At 41.4% G+C, this 23,948-nt stretch carries 23 protein-coding genes and 1 tRNA gene; 11 read left to right on the forward strand and 13 right to left on the reverse strand.

Annotated elements, in window-relative coordinates; genetic code table 11:
• The first annotated feature begins 176 nt into the window (after positions 1 to 176).
• From QNM16_RS12805 to QNM16_RS12815, 3 genes are all read left to right on the forward strand, one after another.
• A complete protein-coding gene (locus QNM16_RS12805) occupies positions 177 to 779 on the forward strand; it encodes a hypothetical protein (RefSeq protein WP_284020846.1) in 603 nt (200 codons plus the stop codon).
• 1 nt (position 780) lies between these two features.
• Positions 781 to 2,073, forward strand: coding sequence for a S41 family peptidase (locus QNM16_RS12810; protein WP_284020847.1), 1,293 nt, complete (start codon positions 781 to 783; stop codon positions 2,071 to 2,073).
• Between the two features lie 106 nt (positions 2,074 to 2,179).
• Positions 2,180 to 2,698, forward strand: coding sequence for a hypothetical protein (locus tag QNM16_RS12815; RefSeq protein ID WP_284020848.1), 519 nt, complete (start codon positions 2,180 to 2,182; stop codon positions 2,696 to 2,698).
• Between the two features lie 71 nt (positions 2,699 to 2,769).
• On the opposite strand, the gene QNM16_RS12820 is transcribed toward QNM16_RS12815, so the two are convergent.
• Positions 2,770 to 5,562 (reverse strand): methyl-accepting chemotaxis protein, encoded by a 2,793-nt coding sequence (locus tag QNM16_RS12820; protein ID WP_284020849.1) that lies wholly within the window; start codon positions 5,560 to 5,562, stop codon positions 2,770 to 2,772.
• A gap of 260 nt (positions 5,563 to 5,822) precedes the next feature.
• Between QNM16_RS12820 and QNM16_RS12825 the strand changes: the two genes are divergently transcribed.
• Positions 5,823 to 6,005 (forward strand): hypothetical protein, encoded by a 183-nt coding sequence (locus QNM16_RS12825; RefSeq protein WP_284020850.1) that lies wholly within the window; start codon positions 5,823 to 5,825, stop codon positions 6,003 to 6,005.
• A 347-nt stretch (positions 6,006 to 6,352) separates the two neighbouring features.
• A complete protein-coding gene (locus tag QNM16_RS12830) occupies positions 6,353 to 6,862 on the forward strand; it encodes a GNAT family N-acetyltransferase (RefSeq protein WP_284020851.1) in 510 nt (169 codons plus the stop codon).
• 88 nt (positions 6,863 to 6,950) lie between these two features.
• Here the strand turns inward: QNM16_RS12830 and QNM16_RS12835 are convergent, their stop codons facing one another.
• Positions 6,951 to 7,766, reverse strand: coding sequence for an aminotransferase class IV family protein (locus QNM16_RS12835; RefSeq protein WP_284020852.1), 816 nt, complete (start codon positions 7,764 to 7,766; stop codon positions 6,951 to 6,953).
• Positions 7,767 to 7,844: 78 nt separating this feature from the next.
• Between QNM16_RS12835 and QNM16_RS12840 the strand changes: the two genes are divergently transcribed.
• Positions 7,845 to 8,207 (forward strand): MerR family transcriptional regulator, encoded by a 363-nt coding sequence (locus tag QNM16_RS12840; protein WP_284020853.1) that lies wholly within the window; start codon positions 7,845 to 7,847, stop codon positions 8,205 to 8,207.
• A gap of 10 nt (positions 8,208 to 8,217) precedes the next feature.
• On the opposite strand, the gene QNM16_RS12845 is transcribed toward QNM16_RS12840, so the two are convergent.
• Complete coding sequence (locus QNM16_RS12845; protein WP_284020854.1) at positions 8,218 to 9,075, reverse strand: LysR family transcriptional regulator; 858 nt, start codon at positions 9,073 to 9,075, stop codon at positions 8,218 to 8,220.
• Positions 9,076 to 9,183: 108 nt separating this feature from the next.
• Between QNM16_RS12845 and QNM16_RS12850 the strand changes: the two genes are divergently transcribed.
• Positions 9,184 to 10,248: an NAD(P)/FAD-dependent oxidoreductase gene (locus tag QNM16_RS12850; protein WP_284020855.1), complete on the forward strand. Its 1,065-nt coding sequence runs from the start codon at positions 9,184 to 9,186 to the stop codon at positions 10,246 to 10,248.
• 112 nt (positions 10,249 to 10,360) lie between these two features.
• Here the strand turns inward: QNM16_RS12850 and QNM16_RS12855 are convergent, their stop codons facing one another.
• From QNM16_RS12855 to QNM16_RS12870, 4 genes are all read right to left on the reverse strand, one after another.
• Entirely contained in the window at positions 10,361 to 10,765 is a 405-nt protein-coding gene (locus QNM16_RS12855; RefSeq protein ID WP_284020856.1) for a GNAT family N-acetyltransferase, read from the reverse strand.
• A 173-nt stretch (positions 10,766 to 10,938) separates the two neighbouring features.
• Positions 10,939 to 11,298, reverse strand: a complete 360-nt coding sequence (locus tag QNM16_RS12860) for a ribonuclease E inhibitor RraB (protein ID WP_284020857.1) — start codon at positions 11,296 to 11,298, stop codon at positions 10,939 to 10,941.
• A gap of 126 nt (positions 11,299 to 11,424) precedes the next feature.
• A complete protein-coding gene (locus tag QNM16_RS12865) occupies positions 11,425 to 12,150 on the reverse strand; it encodes a sterol desaturase family protein (protein WP_284020858.1) in 726 nt (241 codons plus the stop codon).
• A gap of 296 nt (positions 12,151 to 12,446) precedes the next feature.
• Positions 12,447 to 12,947 carry a lactoylglutathione lyase family protein gene (locus tag QNM16_RS12870; RefSeq protein ID WP_284020859.1) on the reverse strand — a complete coding sequence of 167 codons (501 nt, stop codon included), beginning with the start codon at positions 12,945 to 12,947 and terminating at the stop codon, positions 12,447 to 12,449.
• A gap of 92 nt (positions 12,948 to 13,039) precedes the next feature.
• Between QNM16_RS12870 and QNM16_RS12875 the strand changes: the two genes are divergently transcribed.
• The gene (locus QNM16_RS12875; RefSeq protein ID WP_284020860.1) at positions 13,040 to 13,915 is read left to right on the forward strand and encodes a LysR family transcriptional regulator; all 876 of its coding nucleotides are present in this window, start codon (positions 13,040 to 13,042) and stop codon (positions 13,913 to 13,915) included.
• Positions 13,916 to 13,970: 55 nt separating this feature from the next.
• Here the strand turns inward: QNM16_RS12875 and QNM16_RS12880 are convergent, their stop codons facing one another.
• From QNM16_RS12880 to QNM16_RS12900, 5 genes are all read right to left on the reverse strand, one after another.
• Positions 13,971 to 14,774 (reverse strand): nucleotidyltransferase domain-containing protein, encoded by an 804-nt coding sequence (locus tag QNM16_RS12880; protein ID WP_284020861.1) that lies wholly within the window; start codon positions 14,772 to 14,774, stop codon positions 13,971 to 13,973.
• A gap of 2 nt (positions 14,775 to 14,776) precedes the next feature.
• Positions 14,777 to 15,817, reverse strand: a complete 1,041-nt coding sequence (rtcA, locus tag QNM16_RS12885; RefSeq protein ID WP_284020862.1) for an RNA 3'-terminal phosphate cyclase — start codon at positions 15,815 to 15,817, stop codon at positions 14,777 to 14,779.
• Between the two features lie 2 nt (positions 15,818 to 15,819).
• Positions 15,820 to 17,046, reverse strand: a complete 1,227-nt coding sequence (locus QNM16_RS12890) for an RtcB family protein (protein WP_284020863.1) — start codon at positions 17,044 to 17,046, stop codon at positions 15,820 to 15,822.
• The gene (locus QNM16_RS12895; protein ID WP_284020864.1) at positions 17,039 to 18,667 is read right to left on the reverse strand and encodes a slipin family protein; all 1,629 of its coding nucleotides are present in this window, start codon (positions 18,665 to 18,667) and stop codon (positions 17,039 to 17,041) included. The genes QNM16_RS12890 and QNM16_RS12895 overlap by 8 nt, the downstream gene beginning before the upstream one ends.
• A gap of 201 nt (positions 18,668 to 18,868) precedes the next feature.
• Positions 18,869 to 18,940, reverse strand: a tRNA-Leu gene (locus tag QNM16_RS12900).
• A gap of 312 nt (positions 18,941 to 19,252) precedes the next feature.
• Here QNM16_RS12900 and rtcR point away from each other — a divergent pair.
• Together rtcR and QNM16_RS12910 are read left to right on the forward strand one after the other, a co-directional pair.
• The gene (gene rtcR, locus QNM16_RS12905; RefSeq protein WP_284020865.1) at positions 19,253 to 20,854 is read left to right on the forward strand and encodes an RNA repair transcriptional activator RtcR; all 1,602 of its coding nucleotides are present in this window, start codon (positions 19,253 to 19,255) and stop codon (positions 20,852 to 20,854) included.
• Between the two features lie 98 nt (positions 20,855 to 20,952).
• Positions 20,953 to 22,392 (forward strand): metallophosphoesterase, encoded by a 1,440-nt coding sequence (locus QNM16_RS12910; protein WP_284020866.1) that lies wholly within the window; start codon positions 20,953 to 20,955, stop codon positions 22,390 to 22,392.
• Positions 22,393 to 22,652: 260 nt separating this feature from the next.
• Here the strand turns inward: QNM16_RS12910 and QNM16_RS12915 are convergent, their stop codons facing one another.
• Positions 22,653 to 23,183, reverse strand: coding sequence for a DUF6702 family protein (locus QNM16_RS12915; protein ID WP_284020867.1), 531 nt, complete (start codon positions 23,181 to 23,183; stop codon positions 22,653 to 22,655).
• Positions 23,184 to 23,686: 503 nt separating this feature from the next.
• Between QNM16_RS12915 and QNM16_RS12920 the strand changes: the two genes are divergently transcribed.
• A complete protein-coding gene (locus QNM16_RS12920) occupies positions 23,687 to 23,923 on the forward strand; it encodes a hypothetical protein (protein ID WP_046356775.1) in 237 nt (78 codons plus the stop codon).
• Positions 23,924 to 23,948 lie beyond the last annotated feature (25 nt).

The raw sequence follows: 23,948 nt of genomic DNA on the forward strand, positions 1-23,948 counted from the left end.
AACTATAAACGAAAAGTGTGTATCGAAAAATTCAGCGAGCTCAAATTAATCGAGTGCATGTGTGTAACGCGATTGTGTATATTAAGTTGTTCTTATATATTTATATTAAAATTCATATCATTGACTGTTAAAGTAGTGAAAAACACCACACAATAAATATAACTAGGGTGTCAACTATGGCTTATTTAATTACCACTGTCATTCTCATTGCCTGCTGTACCGTATTTTTCATACCTTCTTTGAGACAGTTTACAAAAGCCAATGAATTGGCAAGTAACTTTGCACTTACCATGGTAGCAACGCTTATTGGTGTATTATTGGCAATAGCTATTAGTAACTACGATGAAGATGAAAAAGAACGCCGTGATTTAATAAAGTTGCTCCATGCTGCAAAAGCGGTGGCGACAGAAAGCCTCGACTATAGTCGAGCGGTAATGGAGTTTTACCAAAAAAATGAGGCAGGCACTGAGACTAAACGTTCTAAAGCACAATTTTTTGAAGACAACCCACTGCCCTACCCTGAGTATCTCGATGCACTAATGTCTCAGCAATTGTTTATTAAAAACTTATCTCAAGAGTCACTGACAGAATTAAGTGAATCACTTATTTTGATGAAACGCGCAAATACACATAGACCCCAGCTCTTTTTGTCGAGTTTAAGCTTTGTATTGTACGTCCTAGAACAAGAGCAGCGTTATCAAAAGGGAGAGATTTCATTACATGAGTTGGAAGTTACTTTGCGAGAACGAGAGGCTCAACTTGAAGAAAAAGGAAATTAAATTGATTTTTAAAATGCCGCGTAACTCGAAAGTACACATAGTAAATACGCTTCTTTTCAGTGCCATGATGGCTTCTGGTTGCATCTTTGCACAAACTACTACGCTAAGTTTGTCTACTCAGCAAGTCAATGAGGATATTAAAGAGTTTACCGAGCTTTTAAAGCAAAGATACGCTTATCTCGATAAAAAAAACGTGCACCAAGCGTCATTTGAAGCTTGTTTACGAAAGCAAGTCACTCAAATTAAAACGGTAAATGCATTATCTGGTCACTTAAATCATTGCTTTGAGTTTTTTTACGACCAACACAGTGAAATAAGACCCCGTCCTCGAGATTACTACTTGCCTATGCCGACCGCTTTGACCATGTGGGCTGAAGTGGAAAGTGAGACAGCTGTGATCACCTCGATACCGCACAATGGTTATGCTCACAGAGTTGGCTTTAGAGCTGGCATGACGATTGAGAAAATCGATGGTAAAGCCGTTTTTGATGCCATCGAGGCGGCTAATGTATCACGGCAACAAGGTGCTCAGACTTGGGTGCTCAACCGCTTGCTAACTGGAACTCGAAACCAAACTATTATAGTGACTGTAAAGTGGCAAGGGCAGTTACAAACTCTCACCATAGATACTCAGCAAGTTGTTGATGAAATCATCAAAGAAAAACCCATCTTGACCAGTGAGTGGATGGGCGATATTGGCTATGTTCGACCTGAAAACAGCCTTGGTAATAATGCGTTGATCCCCGCCTTTGATAAAGCTCTGGCAAAGTATAAAGAAGCATCTGCTTTAATATTAGATTTACGTAATACCCCTAGTGGCGGTAACAGCGATGTGGCGCGTGGCATTATGAGCCGCTTTATCTCTGAGCGTTTCCCATATCAAGAGCATGAGCTAGTGGCGGTAGAGCGTGAGTTTGGTGTGAAAAGGCGCTGGCAAGAGTTTGTCTATCCAAGGGGTGATAATGCCTTTACCAAGCCTTTGGTGGTGCTCAGCAACCGCTGGACAGGAAGTATGGGAGAGGGTATGACCATAGGTTTACACGGTATGCAACGAGCGACTGTCATCGGAACGCCTATGGCGCAGTTGCTAGGTGCCATTTCTGGACATACATTGACGCACTCTCAGCTTAATGTAGTGATCCCCGTTGAAAAGCTATTTCATATCAATGGCACGCCTAGGGAGGCATTTTTACCTGATATTGTTATCGATCACATCGACAATACTGAGAATGAAGATCTTGCGTTAAAAGCTGGCTTACACCACTTGTCAAAGTTAGCAAGCAAAGCCAATTGATAAGTCGATTTGAACACATATATTCGTTATTGAACTGATATAAGTGTTTGATACTTCATCATTAGCTAAATTTGTTGCTTTGAAGATAAAAGGAGTTATTTGCACTTTGCAATTATTATCACGTTTGGCTATTCCAATTGCATTATTGAGTTTTATTTTCCAAGCTAACTTTTTGCTCACAGAAAGTGTTGTGAACGGCCAAGAGTTAGTTGCTTGGGGCAGCTTTACAGGCATTGTTGCAGCCTTTATTTACTACTCATTCAAGTATTATAAAGCGAAAAAAAGCATGCAATGGCTTATTGAGCGAGAAAAGGTGCCATGGTTTCAACGCAAATCAAGCTATGTAATGACGATATGTGCTTATATCTTATTTGGGATGATATTCGCTATATTAATCAACAATAGTATCAAGATAGAGGATTATCGGATCGATACTTACACTGTTAAGCATGTTGATGAGTTTAAAATGCGTTACAGCACTATCAAATTCTACACACTTTGGAATGAGGCAAGCTCATTCTATTATCTACCAGAGCATCGAGTGCACTTTAAAGCTGGTCAAACTCTTAAAGTCACAACGCAAAAGGGAGCCCTCGGGTACTTTTATGTTACCCAAGTGTTTTGAAGTGAATGGGGTTAGTCACAGCCTACATAACAGTTAAGCTGTGACTTATTTAACTTATTCGCAGATGAAGCTTATCCTGCATTAAGTCTTAACATTCCTCTTGTCTCTGGTGCAGGTATTAATTCCTGATTAGTCCGTGGCTGAGTTTTGAAGTTATCGACTTGCTGTAGCAGGTGCTGTGCTTGTTGCCTCATGACCTGACTGGCATGCGTTGATTGCTCAACCAAATGCATGTTGTTTTGTGTCTCATTGTCCATTTGCGCTATGGTTGAGGAGACTGCGGCAACGCCTTCGGATTGCTCTTGGCTGGCGGACGTAATTTCTGTAATCATCACATTCACTTCTTTAACGACTTGGATGAGTTGGTTAAAGGTGTCACCCGATGCAGAGACAAGCTGGCTCCCCTTAGATACGGCTTGAGAGCTGTCTTGAATGAGCCCCTTTATCTCCTTGGCGGCAGAAGCACTGCGCTGCGCTAAATTACGCACTTCACTGGCTACTACGGCAAACCCCCTGCCTGCCTCCCCTGCTCTTGCCGCTTCGACAGAGGCATTCAGTGCTAATAAGTTAGTTTGAAAGGCAATTTCATCAATGACCCCAATAATATCTGAAATACTATTACTGCAGGTTTCGATTTCATTCATAGCGGCAACGGCACTGGAGACAGTTTCACCTCCTTGCTGCGCCTTTTTCATTACTTCATCTGCGTGATCTGAAACATCTTTTGCGCTTTTTGCATTTTGCTGCACGGTCACAGTTAACTCTTCCATAGTAGAGGCAGTTTCTTCAATGCTTGCACCTTGGTTTTCGGTGCGTTTATTAAGCTCTTCGTTGCCAACGGCAATACTTTGTGCGCCTTGAAATACGTTATTGGAGGCTTCAGTAATTTCTTGCACCATACGGCTTAAGTTATCCATTAAGTTGTTCATGGCGTCTCTCAACACATTGAATTCAACGCCTAAGTCCTCCTCAATGGTATGTGTGAGTTCCCCTTGGGAAAGTGCCATAATCGCCTGCTTGATACTAGAGACAGCATGCTTTCTTGCTGTGATATCCGTGGCGTATTTAACGACCTTAAACGGATTGCCTTCAGCGTCAAAAATGGGATTATAAGAAGCTTGGATCCAAATTGCCTTGCCACTTTTTGCGATGCGCTTGTATTCACCGCTGTCGAACTGACCGAGGCGCAAACGCTGCCAAAACGCTTGGTATTCTTCACTGTTCGCATACTCTGCTTCGGCGAATATTTTATGATGTTTCCCTTTGATCTGTGCAAGTGTATAGCCAGTTGTTGCTAAAAAGTTTTCGTTGGCATCAATGATGGTGCCATCTAGATTAAATTCAATCACAGCTTGAGACTTGTGAATGGCGGCAAGCTGTCCTGCAAAATCAGCACTTTGTACTTTTTGTGCGGTAATATCTGTGGCAAATTTAACGACTTTGAAAGGCTTACCATTGGCGTCAAATATTGGATTATAGGTTGCTTGGATCCAAATCTTTTTACCCTGTTTACCGATGCGTTGGTACTCACCAGAATCAAACTTACCCTGATTGAGTTGTTGCCAAAATTCGCTATATGCTTGGCTTTGAGCGTAATCAGGTTCGGCAAACATACTATGGTGTTGACCTTTGATTTCATCCAATTTGTAGCCGGTTGTTTTTAAAAAGTTTTCGTTGGCATCAATGATGGTGCCATCCATATTAAATTCGATCACGGCTTGTGATTTACTTATCGCTTTGAGTTGACCTTCATAATTGGCTGCTTGACGTTTTTGCTCTGTGATATCTGCAGCATATTTCACGACTTTGAATGGCTTGCCATTGAGGTCTAATATCGGGTTATAAGAGGCTTGGATCCATACCTCCTTACCGTGTTTACCCTGACGCAAGTACTCGCCCGTAAAGTAACGGCCTGCGTTTAAATCAGCCCAAAATGCTGCATATTCAGCGCTTGCTGCATACTCTGGGCTTGCAAACATGCTGTGATGTTGGCCTTTAACTTCATCTAAGGTGTAACCCATAGTAGATAAAAAATTGTCATTGGCATCTAGGATGGTGCCATCCATATTAAACGCTATCACAGCTTGAGATTTGCTGATAGCTTCAAGCTGTCCTTGGTAATCTGCTGCTTGTAATTTCGTTAGGGTGATATCAGATGCATATTTAACGACTTTATAAGGTTTGCCATTGGCATCAAAAATAGGATTATATGAAGCATAGATCCAGACTTCCTTACCGCCTTTCGCTAGTCGTTTAAATTCGCCAGTACTAAATTGCCCTTGATTTAATTGCTGCCAGAATAGTGTGTAGTCTTCACTTTGCGCGTATTCAGGTTCTGCAAAGAGGCTGTGATGCTTGCCAACAACTTCATCAAGTGCATAGCCCATTACTTTTAAAAAGTTATCATTTGCATGGATAATTGTACCATCCATATTAAATTCGATAACAGCTTGAGATCTGCCAATAGCCTCTATTTGCCCAAGCTGGTCAATACTGCTGTTTTTATATCTAGTGATATTGTTGAGTAATAATAGTTTACTCTGAGTACGTGTTTGTTGGTCATAAGTAGAGTGGACATGTACTTGAAACCAAAGCTCCAAACCCTCTGAGCATCGCAATTGAACTTCTTGGCAGTTGCTATCAGCTTGCTCATCTAGGTTGATCCGAGTTTTTATAATGCGGCTGTAATGTTGATTAATGATGTCACTGTGCTGCGCGCCAATTTGTGTTAAGAAATGTGTACTGGCATGTGTGATTATTCCATCGTCATTGAGTTCTATGATGGATTGATTTTCAAAAAAGACGTTAAGTTTGGTTTCGAGGGAGTGTAATTTCTGACGATCTGTCCTTGATGAAAATATCATAGGGCACCTAATTAATGAATGTTGTTATTAGTCAGAAATATAGTAGATAACACCATACACGCCACTTGTTCTTATTGTTGATGATAGCTTCATGAATTAATTCTTGTTAAAAAATACTCAACAAGATGATATGAAAGTGTATGTTTGGATGAAAATTTCCATGTTTACTGTGAAACGAGTTTTACGGATAGTGGTATTCAGTATTTGGGCTGGGTTGCCTAATTACTGCATATAAAAAACAATGAATTAAAGGAATGGTTATGAAACTTAAATTACAAAAAACGAAACTAAAGTCATTAACAAACAAAGAAGTATCTAAAGATCAAACTGGTGCTATTGCTGGTGGTCAATATCAGGTTCAGTACAAAACGTCTCCTTGGCTGTGCAAATATAGCTACCCTGTATGTCATACTGATGGCCCACATGTAAGCTGCTACAATTAATGTACATAAAAAAAGCGCACCAATGGTGCGCTAAAAGTCTTTTAAGACAGGGAAATCAACATGTTAAATAACTACAATAAACTAATCTACAAACTGCAGGCGTATATGTGTTTACTCAACGAGGTAAAGTCTATCTAAAACCCGTGTTGCAATCCCGATGCAGTGTGCAAATCCTTGTGAGCCCTTGTTACGCTTTGTAACTTTCATTTCAAATTCAGCCTTTCTGAATACAAAACTAGCCCTATGCTGAATATAGTTGCTTTGACTTCATAAATTTTTGTTCGTACAGTCATGTTCTTATTTAAGAAACATAGGACAGATTTACGTGTAAGGAGGCATGTATTTCAATGACTTTATCTGATATTCAAATAACTTCACTGGGGTTGCATCATAGCGCCGAGCTGTATAATGCTGTAGAGCACAACAGGATTAGCTTAGAACGCAATTTACCTTGGGTTAAGCAGGTAACTTGTGGTGATAGTGCAAAGCAGTATATTGATGCGCGAGTTAACAGTGGTGAGCCAAATTCAAGGTGGTTAGCCATCTCTGTGAGCGGTTGCTTCAGTGGTGTCTGTGGTGTGAAGTACATAGATCCAGTAACAAGCCAGTGTGAGGTCGGATACTGGCTATGTGAGAAGGCTCGAGGACAGCAGGTCATTCCACGAGTTTTAAATGAACTGATTCCCTGGATAAAATCTCAAGGAGCAAAAACACTTGAGTTTCATTGCTTAGAAGACAACATAGCCAGCATTCGAAACGCTGAAAAAGTAGGCGCGATATTGCAAAGTACTACGCCAACCACCATAGATATTTCAGATACAACCAGAAAAATGTGCGTTTACGAGCTTAAACTTTAATATAGTAAAGGGTTATGATTCCATGATGCAATCAAGAGTATTGGCCTAAAAAGCAAATGCTCTATTGGAGTTCCCTATCGTTAAGGCGTTAAATCTCCTCTAATGGCTCGTATTGATATGCGTTATGTAACAGTGCGTTTAGTTTATCTGAGTCTTTAAATACAGTGTTGTCAATGCCCTTTACACTTACCCCTGGTGTCCATGAATTCATTACCGCTGAGCCACTGAGCATTGTAAGGTCAGACAGCTTAAGTTGTACTGTGCGCTGCGGTATCTGAAGTTTGGTGAGCTGTCGTTGTAATATGCTCATCATGGTACCTTGGAGCATTGGGGCTTTTGGCCAAATAATGGTGTGTCCGTCCCAAAAGGCGAGATTCCAAATTGTACCTTCACTTATCCTTGTTTGCTCATCAACAAATATCGCGTCATCGAACCCTTTTTCTAATGCCCTGTGTAAATAAAAGGTTTTGCCAATTTCTCCTACATGCTTTATGTCAGGCATAGGTCGTAGGTGTTTAATTGCGGTGAGGTGTAAAGGTCCGCTTGGACCATTTGAAGGCGCACTAGTGCGTATGAGTACTTGCGGAACCGTGTTCATACTGTGGGCAGTAAATTCACCGTGAGAAGAGTACAATGTGATAGTCAGTGAGCAATCTAATGGGCTTTCTTTAATCGCGTCTCTGATGTAAGTGCGTACCTGCTGATCTGAGAGCGCGTTATTAAACAATTTTTGTGACGCTTTACGCAGACGCGTTAAGTGTAAGTCTATACCTCTCATTTTTCCTTCTCTTACTTGCATCGCACTGAAGTGTGCAAAGCCAGAAAACGCTAAAGGGTTAAGTGCAGAGCTGGGTTGATGGTCACCATTGACAAAGGTATTTAGTGAAAATTCATTACTAGTCATTGTGTTACTTCCATTGAGTCCATATTTAGAAGCCAATAAAATAAACCCTGACAGTGCTGTTAAGGTCAAGGAGTAAAGATGAAAATTGGTGAATTATCTGAGCAAACCGGTGTAAGTGTGCGCATGCTTCGGTATTACGAAGAGCAAGGGCTGTTAACACCACGCCGTACCGCAGCTGGGTATCGAGATTATGATCAGCGTGAGGTACTGACGTTAGAGCGCATTAAATTGCTAAGTTCAGCTGGTATGACGCTAAGCACCATATTACAATTTTTACCTTGTATTAGAGGCGAGCAGCCCATTTTTGAACCTTGTGATGAGTTAAGAGTGCTATTACACAGCCAGCTAAGAGAGGTTGATGAAAAAGCGACTCGTTTGGCAAAAAACAGAGCCGTGTTAAGTCGGTTCATACAAGAAATTGAAGCGGCTGATAGAGTATAAGTTAGCTTTTTTACCGTTCGGGTTTTAGCAGGTCGATAAATTTACGTACCTTTGGAATATGTACGATGTCACGATGTACCAATATCCAAGTGTTTACCTGCCAGATGCCGCCTATGGGTAATATGTGTAGCATCGGGTTGCTTTGGGCTGCTTCTTTTGTACTAACAGAGATCCCACACCCTGCATGCAGTGCATAGTCGAGCACTTGGTGAGCATTGCTGGTGGTGACAATTTGACTTGTTGCTACCTGTGTGTGGATCCACTCATTCCATGGCAAATGTGCAATGCGTTCGGAGTTGGCGATAAATTTATGTTGTGACCAATTGTCTTGTGTTGGCAGGCCATGTTGTTCTACGTACTTTTGATGCACACACATGACTACTTCGATGCACTGGAATGGGAGCACGATGTTATCAAGTGTGTGCGGCTTCTCACCCATCCGAATGGCTAGGTCTGCTTCGCCATACTCTAACGCATACTTTCGTATATCACCTAAGATCTCGAATCTGACGTTTGGATATTGCGCTTGGAATTGGTTTATCACTGGAAATAACAATTCGGCTAACTCATTGACACAGGTGATTTTAAGCACACCGCTCATCATGCCATCTGAGTTTGTTGCTTTGTCGACAAACTGATTAAATTGTACGTCTGTGATCTCCCCCAACCGCATCACTTCCAGCCCTGCCTCTGTTGGAATATACCCTTTGTCATTACGCTGAAAGAGCTTGATGCCTAAGTGCGCTTCTAAGCTATCTATTTGCCGCATGACGGTTGAGCGGTGTATGCCCAGATCGGTTGCTGCGGCACTAAGTGTCCCTAGTTTTGCTAGTCGATAGGCGGTTTTAAACTCAGTCCATTTATCCATGATATGTCTCTGTTGCATATATGCACATAAGGGTATTAAAAATGCGCATTAAAAACAAATTTGCAACGGTATATGCTATGTCTCATTGAGTGAATTGAGGTAAGAGAGATGAAAACGCAAGTACTGATCATTGGTGGTGGCTTTGGTGGTGTGACCACAGCACAAAAATTACATAAAAGTGGTGTGCAGACCATAGTCGTAGACAAAAAAGATTATTTTGAAGTCACGTATGCTGTGCTGAGGGAATCCGCAACGCAGGGCCTGTTTAAGGGGAAGTCACGCCGATATTATCGAGATATTTTGGCCGGTCAGTTTGTTCAAAGTGGTGTGAAAACCCTTCAAGACAATACTGTGCTGCTAGAAAATGGCGAGCGTATTGAGTTTGAGCAGGTTGTGATTGCAAGTGGGTCTAGATATCCGACTTTGCCATTGGCCAAGAGCATGGATGCACATAGCTTAAATGACAGAGAGGCTGAGCTTAGACAGCATTATGTGCAGCTTAAAGACGCAACTGAGATATTAATCATTGGCGGAGGTGTCGTTGGCGTAGAGTTGGCTGGTGAAATTGCTTATACCTTTAAAGATAAAGTGGTTACCTTAACTCACAAAAATAAAGCACTACTCTCTGGCTTTAGTCAAAAAGCACAGCGCAAAGCACATCAACAGTTGGAAGACTTAGGCGTACAAGTCAAGTTAAATAGTGATTATCAGCTATGCACCAAAACTCAGGGTTACCAAGATAAACGTTCAACAGATGTGTTAAAGCCAGACATGGTGTTATGTGCGACAGGTACCAAACCGAATAATGCATTTTTGCAACAAAACTACTCTCATATACTGAATAATAGGGGTTTGATTGTGGTGAATGACACGCTCCAAGTTGTAGGTCAAGATAACTTTTATGCACTGGGTGATATTGCTGATGTAGGAGAAGCTAAACTGGGTTATTTGGCTGTAGAACAAGGGAAATATTTGGCTAAAAGGATAGTGAGAAATCGCCAAGGTAAGTCTGTGAAAGCATATAAACGCAATCCATTTATGGCTTTAGTTCCCACGGGGCAAAAAACGGGCATAGTACAAACGTCATTATTCACCTCAGCTTGCAAGCACCTAGTTAATATCAAACAAAAAGATTTGTTTATTACTAAGACCTATAAAGCGTTTGCAAAGTAATATGTGGTTTTGCAGGGTCGTTGTGCTGTGCTTTTGATGATTATTCATCTATCAAATTAGGGTTGGGGCTTAACTGATAATTATATCGACCTAATGGTTGAGTTAGTAAAATTTACACCTGAGTGCTTAGTAGTTTCGGGCTGCCAGAAAACCCAAACTTTTCGTACAGGCTGTGCGCATCATCAGTGACGAGAAATTTAAATTTAGCGCACCAACGGGGATCATTGACGATCGTCTCTGTTAGCCACACTCCGAGCCCTTGAGATCTATGATCTGGGTGAATGATCAGATCGGCGATATAGGCAACCGTTGCAAAATCAGTGACGACTCTTGCAAAGCCGACTTGGTACTCTTGATAAAAGAGCGAAAAGCATTCACTGTTTATTATAGAGGTTTTAATGGTTGCTAAATCGCGTTTGCTGGCCCAATAGGAACTTCTTAGTAATGATTCAACCTGATCGAGTTGAATGTCCTCTCGTGAATCACTAATTCGATAATTGTCTTTTTTGTATTGCATGATCTTTGATGCGTATATTGTTTTTATTTTTACCAGTAGAGTGCATGATTTTTTGATGCAAACCAAGTGCAGGATAAGTATTTAGACTTTGGAAAAGAGTTTAGAGCGGCAAATTATCATGCCACTCACTAACATTATATTTGGTTATGCTAGTGAGCTGGCTACATAAGAAGTTATCCGCCACAGGGGCTACATACGGCCCATGAGTTACAAGTGCCATCTAAATGCGCAACTAATTCACTTAATCTGGCCTGCTCTTGGCCGACAAACTCATGGGTGACTTTATTTTGTGTTGTAAATAAGACATAACCCGGTGCATCACCAAGCTCAATATCTTCTGGATCTGACTCTATAAAATCTGCGCCGTGTAATTTTTCAAATATTTCATTTTGCTGGTGTTCGCTCAGTGGCCAAGCCTTAAATTCCAGATAAAACTCAATCGTGTGTGTGGAGCCAAAATCAAAGCCTCTTTCGTCTAGTACTTTGAGTACTTCTCCATCGGCATCTGCTGGCCACGTGTGTGTATCTGCCATAAATATGTACTTTCCTACTTGTCACTCTATTTATATAAGTCGTATGACAAGTTGATAAATTTACTTTTTTTGTGGTGATCCGTCACAAATAGTATGGCTAGACTAATTATGTAAGGTTCAAAACGGCTAGGATTTATATACATCCTTGGTTTTCAGCATGTCGTATACGCGTTTCTCTCTGAGCTCATCAAAGCCGACCTCACGCACATAATCTTTGGGGTTTGAAAATGTGCCAAACAACAAATCCCACAGGGAAAGTCCATAATTTTGCTTGTGATGCATGTGTTTGTGATGGACTCTATGCATTTCGGGTCGCTGAATAATAAAGCCCATCCAGTAAGGTGTTTTTAGATCTGCATGGATATAAATATTATAAACAGCGGCGATGATTAAACTGATGCCTGCGCCATATGCATTCAATCCTAAAATAAGATAACAACACATGGCGTTGAGCAAGGTTGCGGCAACACTGTCAAAAGGATGTAAGTAAAAAGCAGAGAGTGATTCTATTCGGCGAGGGCTATGATGTAGCTGATGAAAAGTACGCCATAAAAAGTCAAATTTATGCATTGCCCTATGCCACCAGTACGCAACGAAGCTAGTTAACATAAACCCGAGTACACCTTGGGTGAGCATGTTGATTGAGCTAAGGCTCAATAACGATATATGATTAAATAGGTCCGTGAATATCAGCCCTGCACCGATTGCACACATGGATTGAAAGAAGCTAATGCCAGATGCAAGGAGCAGCCAGCGACGATCGCAGCTATTTTTAGATGCGGGAGCAATGACTTCTAGGGTAAAAATACCTATAAACGTCACAATGATGATGAGTAATGTGAGAAGTTCCATTTTTTATCTTGTCATCTTTGCATTCAATTACAGCGATAAGACTACAGTAAATAGCTGTAAATGTTTTATTTAAATTACATTACCTAAATTTACGACTAAATACTAAATAATATCGAAGTTTTTAAGCTAATTCTGTGTATATCAATCATGGGGACTTTATGTTGAATGTGGCTTTTCGTGTTTTATTTTCTTGAAAGGTTTTTTCACTGGTATTGAAATGCAAAGGGGCTTTACACCCCTATTACACCCAAGTCATGCAATTAGATGAATGTGACTGAGCGGTTATATACGCGAGCTTAATAGGCTCCGTCACTGTAGATCAACTCATAACTGTGGCTATAAATTTCTAGGATATTGCCAAATGGGTCTTCCATATAAATCATGCGATATGGCTTTTCACCTGGATAGTAATATCGAGGTTCTGCCATGCGCTTTTTGCCACCAGCTGCGACTATGCGCTCTGCAAGCTCTTCTACATTTGGGTCTTGTACACAAAAGTGAAAGATACCGGTTTTCCAATACTCAAAGTTGTCGTTTGGGTTAGTCTGGTTTTTGAATTGAAATAACTCTACGCCAATTCTGTCACCTGTTGATAAATGTGCAATTTTAAAACTGTCCCAATTCGCACCAAATACGTCTGTGCACATTTGGCCAATGGCGCTGTTGTCTTCAGTGATCTCTGTGGGTTTCATGATTAAATACCAACCCAATACTTGGGTATAAAACTCAACAGCCTTTTCAAGATCTGGTACTGAGATACCAATGTGGGAAAAATTTCTTGGATAAACCTTGTTCATAAAATGTGCTCCTAAATGTGATGTGAGCAGATTACAAATCTCCGATTATTAAGTAAAATTATTAATAATTATAATTTTGAGTACAAAGTGTAATGATTAATTTGATCTGGCTACGCACTTTTTGCATCCTAGTTGAAGTCGGTCATTTCACGCGCACCGCACAGCAGCTTCATATGACGCAATCCGGTGTGAGCCAACATATTAACAAGTTAGAGCAACAGCTTGGTAAAACACTGTTGTTACGCGAAGGAAAGCAATTTTCACTTTCAGAAGCCGGTGAAAAGTTATACGTACATGGGCAAGAAATTCTTCATGGGGTATCTTCGTTGGAAAAACTCATCGGGGAAGACCCTGCTTACAAAGGCAACGTGAGAGTGATGTCACCTGGCAGTGTGGGGTTAAAGTTGTATCCGAGTCTACTTAATTTACAGCAGCGTTATCGCGACCTCACGATTGATTACCGTTTTGCACCTAACCGTGAGATCGAGCAAGCTATTGCTGGTAAACATGCAGACATTGGCTTGATGAGTAAAAAGTCCAATGACGCTAACGTGCGCTGTGAGGCGATTGCTCAGGAGCAACTACTACTTGTGACGCCAAAATATTTGGGTCTACCTGACTGGCAGTCGCTCAGTGCTTTGGGCTATATCAATCATCCTGATGGTAGTCATCATGCGGAGTTATTACTTGGCGCTAACTTTCCTGAGTTCCAGCATAGTGACTTATTAAAAAACCAAGGCTTTTCAAATCAAATTGGGCTAATTTTAGAGCCTGTCGCACGTGGTTTTGGGTTTACGGTATTACCAGCCCATGCTGTGGCAGCGTTTGCTCAACCTGAGCTTATTGCTGCTCACCCATTAACACAACCTGTCTATGAAACTGTCTATTTAGGTACACATCGAAATAGAGCGCAACCACAACGAGTAAATACTCTGATCAACGAAATTAAACAGTGCTTGGGGGAGTGACTAAAATGGGTGGTGCAATGGGTGGTACATAGAAGCGCCACCACTTACCTTGCGTTTAATTTATACTGCGCAGCATTTTTTGGAAGAAGCTGTCTAGCTCAGCGATGCTATTAGGCTCTAATGGCGGTGCTTTTTTACTGCCTTTAAATTGACTAAGCTGCGCTTCAATAAATGCGTTCAGTTCAGGGATCTTTGGGCCCAGTGTTTTTTCTGTTACGCGCTTTTTCTCAGCGACGAGCGAGCAAATCTTATCGAGCAATATGGTGTCTTCAATCACTGCGCTTGCCAAAGTTTCAAACTCGATAGGGGGTGGACAATTAAAGCGTTCTATCCATTTTACCGCGCATAGTGCACGCAACACGTAGAGGTATTTCTTATGCGATACTATGTCGGCCCTTAAATGTTCACGGTAGTTGTTTTTTGCCATATTAAAATAGTGGTAAATACCACGGTCAACTCTATAGTGCGCTTTAAATAGAGACATGGCTTGATGCTTAAAGTCTTTGCAATTGACATACACAATAGAGGACTGCAGCCACTCTCCTATAGCTGGGTTTGATGCATGTAGCAGTTTAAGTGCTTTTCGCAGATCCCAGCCATTGATGTCGATGTCATCAATTATGGGGTATTCAATAACATCTCTTTTATCTTCTAGCATCACAGATAAATACCAGTCCTGCTTGTGAACATAGATAAAGCGTACATCAAAGTCGCTATTTGGTGACTCAAACCCCCATGCACGGCTGCCCGATTCAATGGCGTAAAGGACCTTTACATTGTACTCTTGCTCTGCATTTTTGATGCGAGTCATAATCTCATCGCTGATTTCTGGCGCGATTTTATTTATTTTTTCAGTCATAACTAATCCAAATACACTTTCCAAAGTGTGTCGCTGAGCTGCTGCGTTTTGATGCAAACCCCGCTGAGCTGTGATATCACATTGATGTTGGTAACTGTATGGCTACTGAGCACATTGGTGGTAAAACTGCCTCTGCCTGCTAATGCCATAGGTAACAAAAGTTGATCAGCTAAATGCTCCTCTACCGCAGCCCCTGATTTTAAGTAGTGTTTGAGTGACTTGACTGTTCGTCTGGCGACTTGCTCTGCGCGAAGACCAAGCTCACCCATTTGCTCAAACATAGCTATTTGGTGTTTATGCCCGACACTCAGATGAAAGCTATTGCCTTGTCCAAATGCTTTTGCCTCAAGAATCTCTGTATTTGGCGCATGCCATCCTAATAGTTGTTTTGCTTCTTCTATCTCTCGCTTCGCTACCGAATGCTTAACCCCAGCAATGATGGATAAAGCGCGGCAGTGATTTTGTTGTTGTTCAAGCTCTGTTCCCGGCTTTTCGAATACACACGGTGATAAGCTTTCGATTGGGTTGATGTCAATTTGCCAGCTCCCTCCCCCTGCGGGGAAAAAGCCTAACTTGTGAGTGTTAATTTTGCAGTCTAGTCCCATAGATTTGAGCGCGGGTAAAAATGATTGCTCAAAAAAGGTTAATGATGGCGACATACCGTTGTGTGTTCCACCGTGCAGGATGACTTTGGATGCTTTGCCTGCGAGTGCAAGGGGTAACAAAACGGTTTGGCAAACCAGCACTGTGCTGCCAGCTGTGCCTATTTTAAATTCATATTCCCTGGGTTTGGTAGTAGCAGGTGTAAATTTAATGCGCTGCGAGCCTAGCTCTGCACCTTCTACAATGGCATCACAGATTTGCTGTGCTGCGAGCACACACGTTAAGTGCTGTCGCATCAGTCCAGGTTTCTTTCTGCCAGCGCGAATTTTTTGAATTTCTATGGGTTGATTTAACAGCATAGATAAGCTTAATGCTGTTCTTAAAATTTGTCCGCCGCCTTCGCCTTTAGAGCCGTCAATTAAAATTGTTTTTTTGTTCATTCTTAACCTTTTACACAAACTACTTGTTTTAATGTGTGTACAACTTCGACTAAGTCTTGTTGCGCCGCCATCACCTTATCTATGTCTTTGTAGGCATGTGGGATCTCATCAATTACGGCTTCATCTTTACGGCATTCAACGCCTTTGGTCGCTGCGACTTGATCTGCAATGTTAAACACTTTTTTTGCTTTGGTACGTGACATGACACGCCCTGCACCGTGGCTACAACTATTGAAGCTATCTGGGTTTCCTAAACCTCGGACAATATAAGAGCGTGCGCCCATGTTACCCGGAATGATCCCCATTTCTCCTCTCTCTGCACGTAAAGCCCCTTTACGAGTGACATAACACTGCTTGCCAAAATGTTCTTCTCGAGAGATATAGTTATGGTGGCAATTAACCGCAACATCCATGGTATCAAATTGTATAGGGATTTCAGATCGCAGTGCTTTTAATGCATTAAACATCATAATTTCACGATTTTTGGCCGCGAAATCTTGCGCCCATTCTACCGCCTCAACGTAATCATCAAAATAGGTACTTCCCTCTTTTAAATAAGCGAGATCCATATCAGGTAAGTGTTGTTGGTGGCGCTGCATTTCTTTTTTAGCGAGTTCTATAAAATAAGTACCGATACGATTACCGACCCCTCGACTGCCTGAGTGCAGCATTATCCAAACGTGCTCAGTTTCATCAATACATAGTTCCAAAAAGTGATTACCTGTACCCATGGTACCTAGGTGGTTTATGTGATTACTTTTTGCAATCGCCGGATGCTTGGCACAGATCTGATTAAATCGAGCTTCTAATTTAAGCCATTGCTGTTCGACCAATTTGGGAATATTACCCCAAGCACCTACGTCGCGCTTTCTGCGGTTCGCGGTGCGTCCATGCGGCACCGCTGCTTCAAAGGCACTACGGATCGATTTTAGGTTGTCGGGTAAATCGGCTGCTTTTAGCGAGGTGCGGGTTGCGACCATACCACAGCCAATATCGACGCCCACGGCAGCTGGAATAACAGCGTCTACAGAGGGGATCACACTCCCTATGGTTGCGCCCATACCTAGGTGAACGTCTGGCATAACGGCAATATGGCTATGTACTATGTCCATTGAAGCAATATTTTCTAGTTGTTGTTTTGCTGCACTTTCAAATGGTACCCCTCTTGTCCAAGCCTTAATAGGGTGTTTATTGCCGGTTTCTAATACTTCGTAGTGAGACTTACACATTCGTTTCTCTCCTTTGTTGCTGATCTCCAAGGTTTACCACGTTATTCATCAACCCATCTAACCCGCCGTAGACGGTCAAGCTCTCTATTTTGTCAGCAATCTTTTCTAGTGCCTCTAGCTCTTTTAATCGCATTAAAGTGGAGTTGTTTTCCATGACCTTTGCGGTGTTGTGCAAACTGCGTGTGGCAGCTGTTTCTTCTCTGCGTTTTATTACGTTTGCTTCAGCGGCTTTTTGCGCTTCAACGACCTGATTCAAAATCGTTTTCATCTCTCCAGGTAAGATAATGTCTTTCATACCCACGTGATTTAGCTCAACACCGACCGCATGTAATCGCTCATCAACGATGTCCTTGACGGTTTCGTTGATATAGAGTTTATCAAGCAGTAAGTCGTCTAAATTTTGTGTACCGACGGCCTCTCGAAGTGCTAATTGTAAAGCGTTGTAAGCAAATGACTCGATATTATCAACGCTTTGCGCTGCGAGCTTGGTATCGATAACTTTGATACTCGCACTTAAATTGATACGCAGGCTCACTCTGTCTTTACTTAAGATTTCTTGACCAGATACTTCTAGCATTTGCGTTCTACAATCAAATAATTTCAGTTCAATATTGTGGTTAAATTGCCATAGTCCATACTGTCCCGGTGGTAACTCACGTACCAACGTGTTATTGACATATAAAAGTCCGATGTGGTCACTTTCAACCGACACATCAATAATTGGCGCACTCGCTTGTGTTGTTGGTGCTTTAAACAGTTTGCTGGCGCTATTGAGGCCAGATTGATTAATACTTGCTAAAAGGCTGTGGTCTACATACAGGTTGTTACTGATATCGACCCTCTCCATATGGATATCACCAGCCTCTTTCCAAAGGTATAGGTGCTCCCCTGGTGGCACAATGCCTTTTAAAACATGATTGACATACAATAGCCCCACTTCTTCAGGCCCCAGTACTTGATGAGAAATACTTGTGAGTTCTTTATGTTTATCATAGATATGTGCGCCAGCTTGTGCCGAAATTGTGCGACAGTCAAAGGTTTGTAATTCAAAGTCACGATTGAATTGCCAAAGGCCATAGCGACCTGCTGGCAACTCATGAACAAGTTCGTTATCAGCAAATAAAAAGCCAGTGTGTTCACGTTCAATGGTGATCTCATAAATCGGCTTACATGCTGCGGTTTTCGGACTTTTTATCAGTTTTGAGGCGAGATTAAGCCCAGCTTTTTCGATGAGCTTTAAGGTGCTTTCTTCAACGTAAAACTGCTCACTGATGTCTATTCGTTCTAAGCGGATCTCACCTGCATCTTTCCAAAGGTATAAGCTCTCTCCCGGCGCAACAACTCCTTTCAAGGCGTCATTAAAATACAATAATCCGACTTCTTGCTCAGTCAGTTTAAAATGACTGATATGTGTATGAAGCTCTGGATACGTGTGGTACATGCGAACCGCATCAGGCGCAGCAAAATATAACGAGTCTATGCTATAAGTGACAAACTCAAGTTGATTATTAAAGTCCCAAAAGCTGTGCTTGCCAGGGCCGAGTACTCGATCGAATTGCTTATTTTTATATACGAATACGCGCTGTGTTGGTGACACTATATGTTGTTTTCTAAATTTCATTTTTTTCCTTATACAGCATCGTAACGGCCAACTAGCTATCGAAAATTTGGCTAAGTAACTGCGTGGCTGGGGAGCGTCCGGCTTGCCAACCTCGGGGTTTACTTAGCAAAAACAGCCTTAGTGTTAGCGGCGGTTACTTGCAAAGTGATGAGCTATTTAGCTCAAATATTTTTTACATCATCATGAGATGAATTTAATTTTTGGTGATTAGAGCGGGATTTGAACCCGCAACCCACGAACCTAAGTCGCTGCTCTACCGTTGAGCTATCTATCAAAATAAGGGGAGTTGAACCCCGCACTTGCGTGCTATCCAAATCAGTCTCTTGACTGAGGTAGCCAATATCGGAATACGTGCTTACAAAGTAAGTCGCACCGTTGTGTTCTTTCGAAACACGACATCATGCTACGAGATTACTATTCCAAGGTACGTGCCAAGCTGAAAATAAAAGTAAGGTTTATTTTTTAACCTGTTGTTTTTAAATGATTAAAAGTTTTTTTTGGTTGTTTTTTATTTAATTTTCACTTGTTCTTTTTTCTCTAAAATGTTTCCATAAATATATTGTTGTATCTATTTGGATATGTTTTATGAAGAGAGTTGTAGCAGTAAGTTTGTTAGGCACTCAGTTAGACTTTGTCGGTAAGCGGGTTGACCGTTGGCACCGTTGGCGGCCAAATGTATCCTTGGTGAGCCAAGAAAACCTCATTATTAATAAGCTGTATTTATTGCATGGTTCGCGAAGTCAGCGGCTTGCTCATAATGTTGCGGTGGACATTGAGACGGTATCGCCTGAAACATCCGTGCAATTGGTTGAGGTTAACTTTGATGATCCATGGGATTTTGGTGAGGTCTATGCCAAATTGTATGACTTTTGCCAAACGATTGAGTTTGATTTAGACAATCAGGAGTACTTGTTTCATATTACAACGGGGACGCATGTGGCGCAGATCTGTAGCTATCTGCTCACTGAGAGTCGCCAATTTCCAGGTAGGTTAGTACAAACATCTCCTGATCCAAGCAATGACAATAAATCTGTGGGTCAATTGCATACTATAGACTTAGATCTGTCTAAGTATGATCAGTTAGCGCAGCGGTTTGATATTGAGCGTCAACAGGGTGAGAGCTTTCTTAAAGGCGGCATAGAAACAAAAAACTTAGCGTTTAACCGTTTAATTTCTCAAGTAGAAAAAGTAGCTATACGCTCTAGTGCGCCAATTTTACTGATGGGCCCAACTGGAGCTGGAAAAAGCCAATTGGCAGACCGAATTTATCAATTGAAGAGGCAGCGTAAGACGCTTCAAGGCGATTTCGTTGTTGTTAATTGCGCAACTTTAAAGGGCGAAAATGCCATGGCTGCTTTATTCGGTCATACAAAGGGGGCTTTTACGGGCGCGTTACAAGCTCGTGAAGGTTTTTTAAAAGCTGCGAATAAGGGCCTTTTGTTTCTAGATGAGGTTGGCGAGCTGGGGTTAGAGGAGCAAGCAATGTTGCTTCATGCAATTGAAAATAAAAAGTTCTATCCAGTTGGTAGCGATCAAGAGAGCCACAGTCATTTTCAATTAATTGCTGGTACTAATCGTGATTTGAATGCGTGTGTTGCTGATGGTTCTTTTAGAGAGGATCTATTGGCCCGTATCAACTTATGGACTTATCACCTGCCTGCTCTGAGGGAGCGGCGGGAAGATATCGATGCCAATATAGACTTTGAGTTGGATAAATACAGTCAAGAACATGGCCGCCGCGTTCGCTTCAATAAAGAAGCGCGTGTAGCATATTTAAATTTTGCCCATAGTGAACAGGCAACTTGGCAGGGTAACTTTAGAGATCTGGGATCTTCAATGATCCGCCTTGCGACACTTGCAGACACTTCAAGGATCAGCACATCTGATGTGACGGAAGAAATCGAAAGATTAAAAAGTGATTGGCAAGTACATCAACCTAACAAGCACAGTTCTTGCTTAATTTCTATTCTGAGCGACGAGCAAATCGCACATTTAGATGCATTTGATCGCCAACAATTAGATTATGTCGTCACCGTTTGTTTGCAAAGCCCTAGTATGGCAGCTGCGGGGCGCGTGTTATTTGATGTCAGTAGAACGCAAAAAGCCACCATTAATGATTCCAGTCGATTGCAAAAGTACCTAGCAAAGTTTGGTATTAAGTGGCGAGATATTGCAGCCTGCAAATAATGCGTTGTCCGTGTAGGTAATTGTCTGTAATAGCCCTTTACAGAGTTTTTACTACACTAAACAAGGAATTAGTGACGCAAACTAGAAGGAAAACGATAATGCGAGTTGTGAGTATATTGTGTGGGCTGTTGGTACTGGCTAGTTGCAGTAGTCCAAAGCCAATAAAAAAAGCCGAAGTGATCACGGCTTATTCAATGCTGGCCCCCAGTAAATCGGGGGAAACACTGATTTATGTGCGTGCCATCATTCCGGGAGTTCATAGTAAAGATCAAGTGTGCCCTTTACTTGAAAGCGAAAGTGGAGAGCGTAGTCAGATGAAAATCCGTGCTTTCCATCCCGGTAAAAATTTTCCAATTACAGTGTGTGAATCTGCCGTGCAGGCCGGTATTGCATATCAGGTGGGCGGCACCGAACTGCAGTTTGATGCAATAACACTCAACCCTAAGCGTATTCAAGTCTATGGTGACTCTGGCTGTAAATCACATGTATGTGATGGCAATGGGCCTGCGGAGCCGTTTAAAACGTTGATCTCTCAGGGGGCTAAGCGCGATGTTGACCTGATTCTTCATATGGGGGATTACAATTATAGAGGTACTAGTGGCAGTATCAGTAAAGGTGTTTATGCTTACGATGCAGGAGATGGAGGTTATGGCGGAAAAACCTGTGGGTTAGAGGAGACCTATTACAGTCAAAATGCACAAGGTAGCCCAAAACCAGACACATGGCGTGCTTGGCGAGCTGATTTTTTCAGCGCTGCTGACGCTATTTTGACTAAGGCACCTTGGGTCTTTGCGAGGGGAAATCACGAGTTATGCAGCCGTGCAGGACTTGGTTGGTTTTACTTTTTTGGTCCTGGGTCTGGTTTGGAGCAAGGCGTAGCTCAACGCACATGCCCAGCGCAAGGCAACTTTTCTCAGCCTCTTAATTCCGCGGTTTCTGCTATTGCGATGATAGATCCATACATGCTGAAGCTTGAAAGGCTCAATATTTGGGTGCAGGATTCGGCCAATGCATGTGATGATCGGTTTTCAAATGGACTAACAGCACAGTATCAGAGCCAGTATGAGTCTTTACAGAAGTTTGCGAGTAAATATCCAGATAAGCCGATTTGGACGGTCACGCATAGGCCGCTGTGGGGGGTAAATAATGTGGCAACTGACAATACGTTAAATATCATGCTACAGAGAGCATTAGCGGATACACCGCTTGGATATCTACCTGAGCAAGTGGCTTTGGCATTATCGGGCCATATGCATATTTATCAGTCATTGAGTTTTGATAAGCAATACAAACGTCCACCACAAATAGTGGTTGGAAATAGTGGTGTGAGCTTAAGTGAAGAATTACCTTACACGAGTTTTGAGGCCGTTGTGGATGGGCTGGAAGCCAATGGTAATGAACAAGCAAAATTTGGCTTTTTGGAGCTAGAGCTGGATCGCTATTCTGGATGGTATGGACGATTTTTTGATGAGCAAGGCGAAGCGTTTTTACGCTGTGACTCGCAGTTTGCAGTTCGAGATGAACAGGTATGTCAATAATTCAGTTTTTGTGATGCAGTTTGCTTCTATGTGGCGTGGTATGTGACATTATTTACGCCACTTCTGTCGCTCACTTTAGGTAACAGCATTCCTAATTTAAGGTTTGTTTTTAGATGTGTAGCACACTTACTAACATTATTGATACTTGGTATGTTTTAAGAACGTTTTAAATTTTGGTCTTATCATTTTCAACCAATATTATTTGTCTTGTGAAGATTATGCTTTATGAACGCATGACCACGGTACTTGCTTAATTTTGTTTAAGGCTGGTTTGGTGCTTTTGATTTGATTGTTTCATCAAATTGTACACTTAGCCAATTGTCATCTTTATCAAAATACATGGTTTTTACTGGCCCCATACCTCTGAAGTTCACTAAATTGATTTGTTCAGGCCAGATATCTCTCAATGTGCCATTGCGCATTTGCAGACCTTTTAATGGAGCTTCTTTCTCGTATAGCGCTTCTTGGTATACTCTAAAATATTTCCGATCTATTTGATAAGTGGGTTTTGATAAAGCCAGTGCTTGACCGTTTAATCTTCTTAATGATGTTTGGGTATAGACGTAATCAGAGAATTGTTGTTGTAGGTTCGTATCTTGATAAATGTTTTTTGAGTCATTGAACAGGTGCACTACCGCATGTTCAAGATCATGCATATGAAATCTATATTCTAATTTGATATGCCCATTCTGTGGCAACACTTTTGCAGTTGCCAGTGAAACTTTTAATTTGTGTGCTTGCAATGGTGAAAACCAAATTAAGCTGAGCCCGGCAATAAGCCAAGTTCTCATATATCCAACTCCTTTAATGGTAAATGATAGTGTTTACTCACTTACTTTTAGTCTACTCGATTTTTAGAACGATTAAGAGAATTATTGTGTTTTTTTACAATATCTTGCAAGTGTAACGTCGGTTTTTTGACCTGTCATGTGTACTGATATAACATATCTTGTTATGTGGATGCTACTTTTATCTTATGTATATCAATATATTAATATTAAATGTAATAAATTGTATGAACTGACTGCTGGTTCAGAAATTGTTCAGCTCAATCATTTAGGCTAGATATAGAGTCGAAAATGATGAAAAAATGACAATTTTAATTGTATGCCAAGTAGGCATTTTTCATATTTATTGTCTCTATTTTGAAAAAAAATTTAAAAACCCCAAGTTTACTGTTGATATTTGGCATTATTTATCATTAAAATCGCGCTCTTCCTTATTTTGGGTAAAACTGGCGTTAGTTTTGCTCATTGATTAATACCCGTTTATAGAAAAAAATGTGGTGAGCAGTATGGACTTTTACATACTAAAAAAACAAGAAAAGCTTGTAGCGATACCTGCTGATGAACAAAATTGTAAAGCGTATATAGAAGACGGCTATTGTTACGTTGATAAAGTGGCTGCCTGTAATGAGCGAGCTGCAATTAAGCGTTTAGAGGCAAAGCAAAACAAGCTTTATAGAGCACCAATGTTACTACTTTTAGCGTTGCCGCTATTAATTTTCGCATGGTGGCGGTTGAGCTATTAATAAATAGTCCCAAGCAGTGTTATAT

The organism is Pseudoalteromonas umbrosa, assembly GCF_030125375.1.
In the GTDB taxonomy this organism is placed as follows: Bacteria; Pseudomonadota; Gammaproteobacteria; order Enterobacterales; family Alteromonadaceae; genus Pseudoalteromonas; species Pseudoalteromonas umbrosa.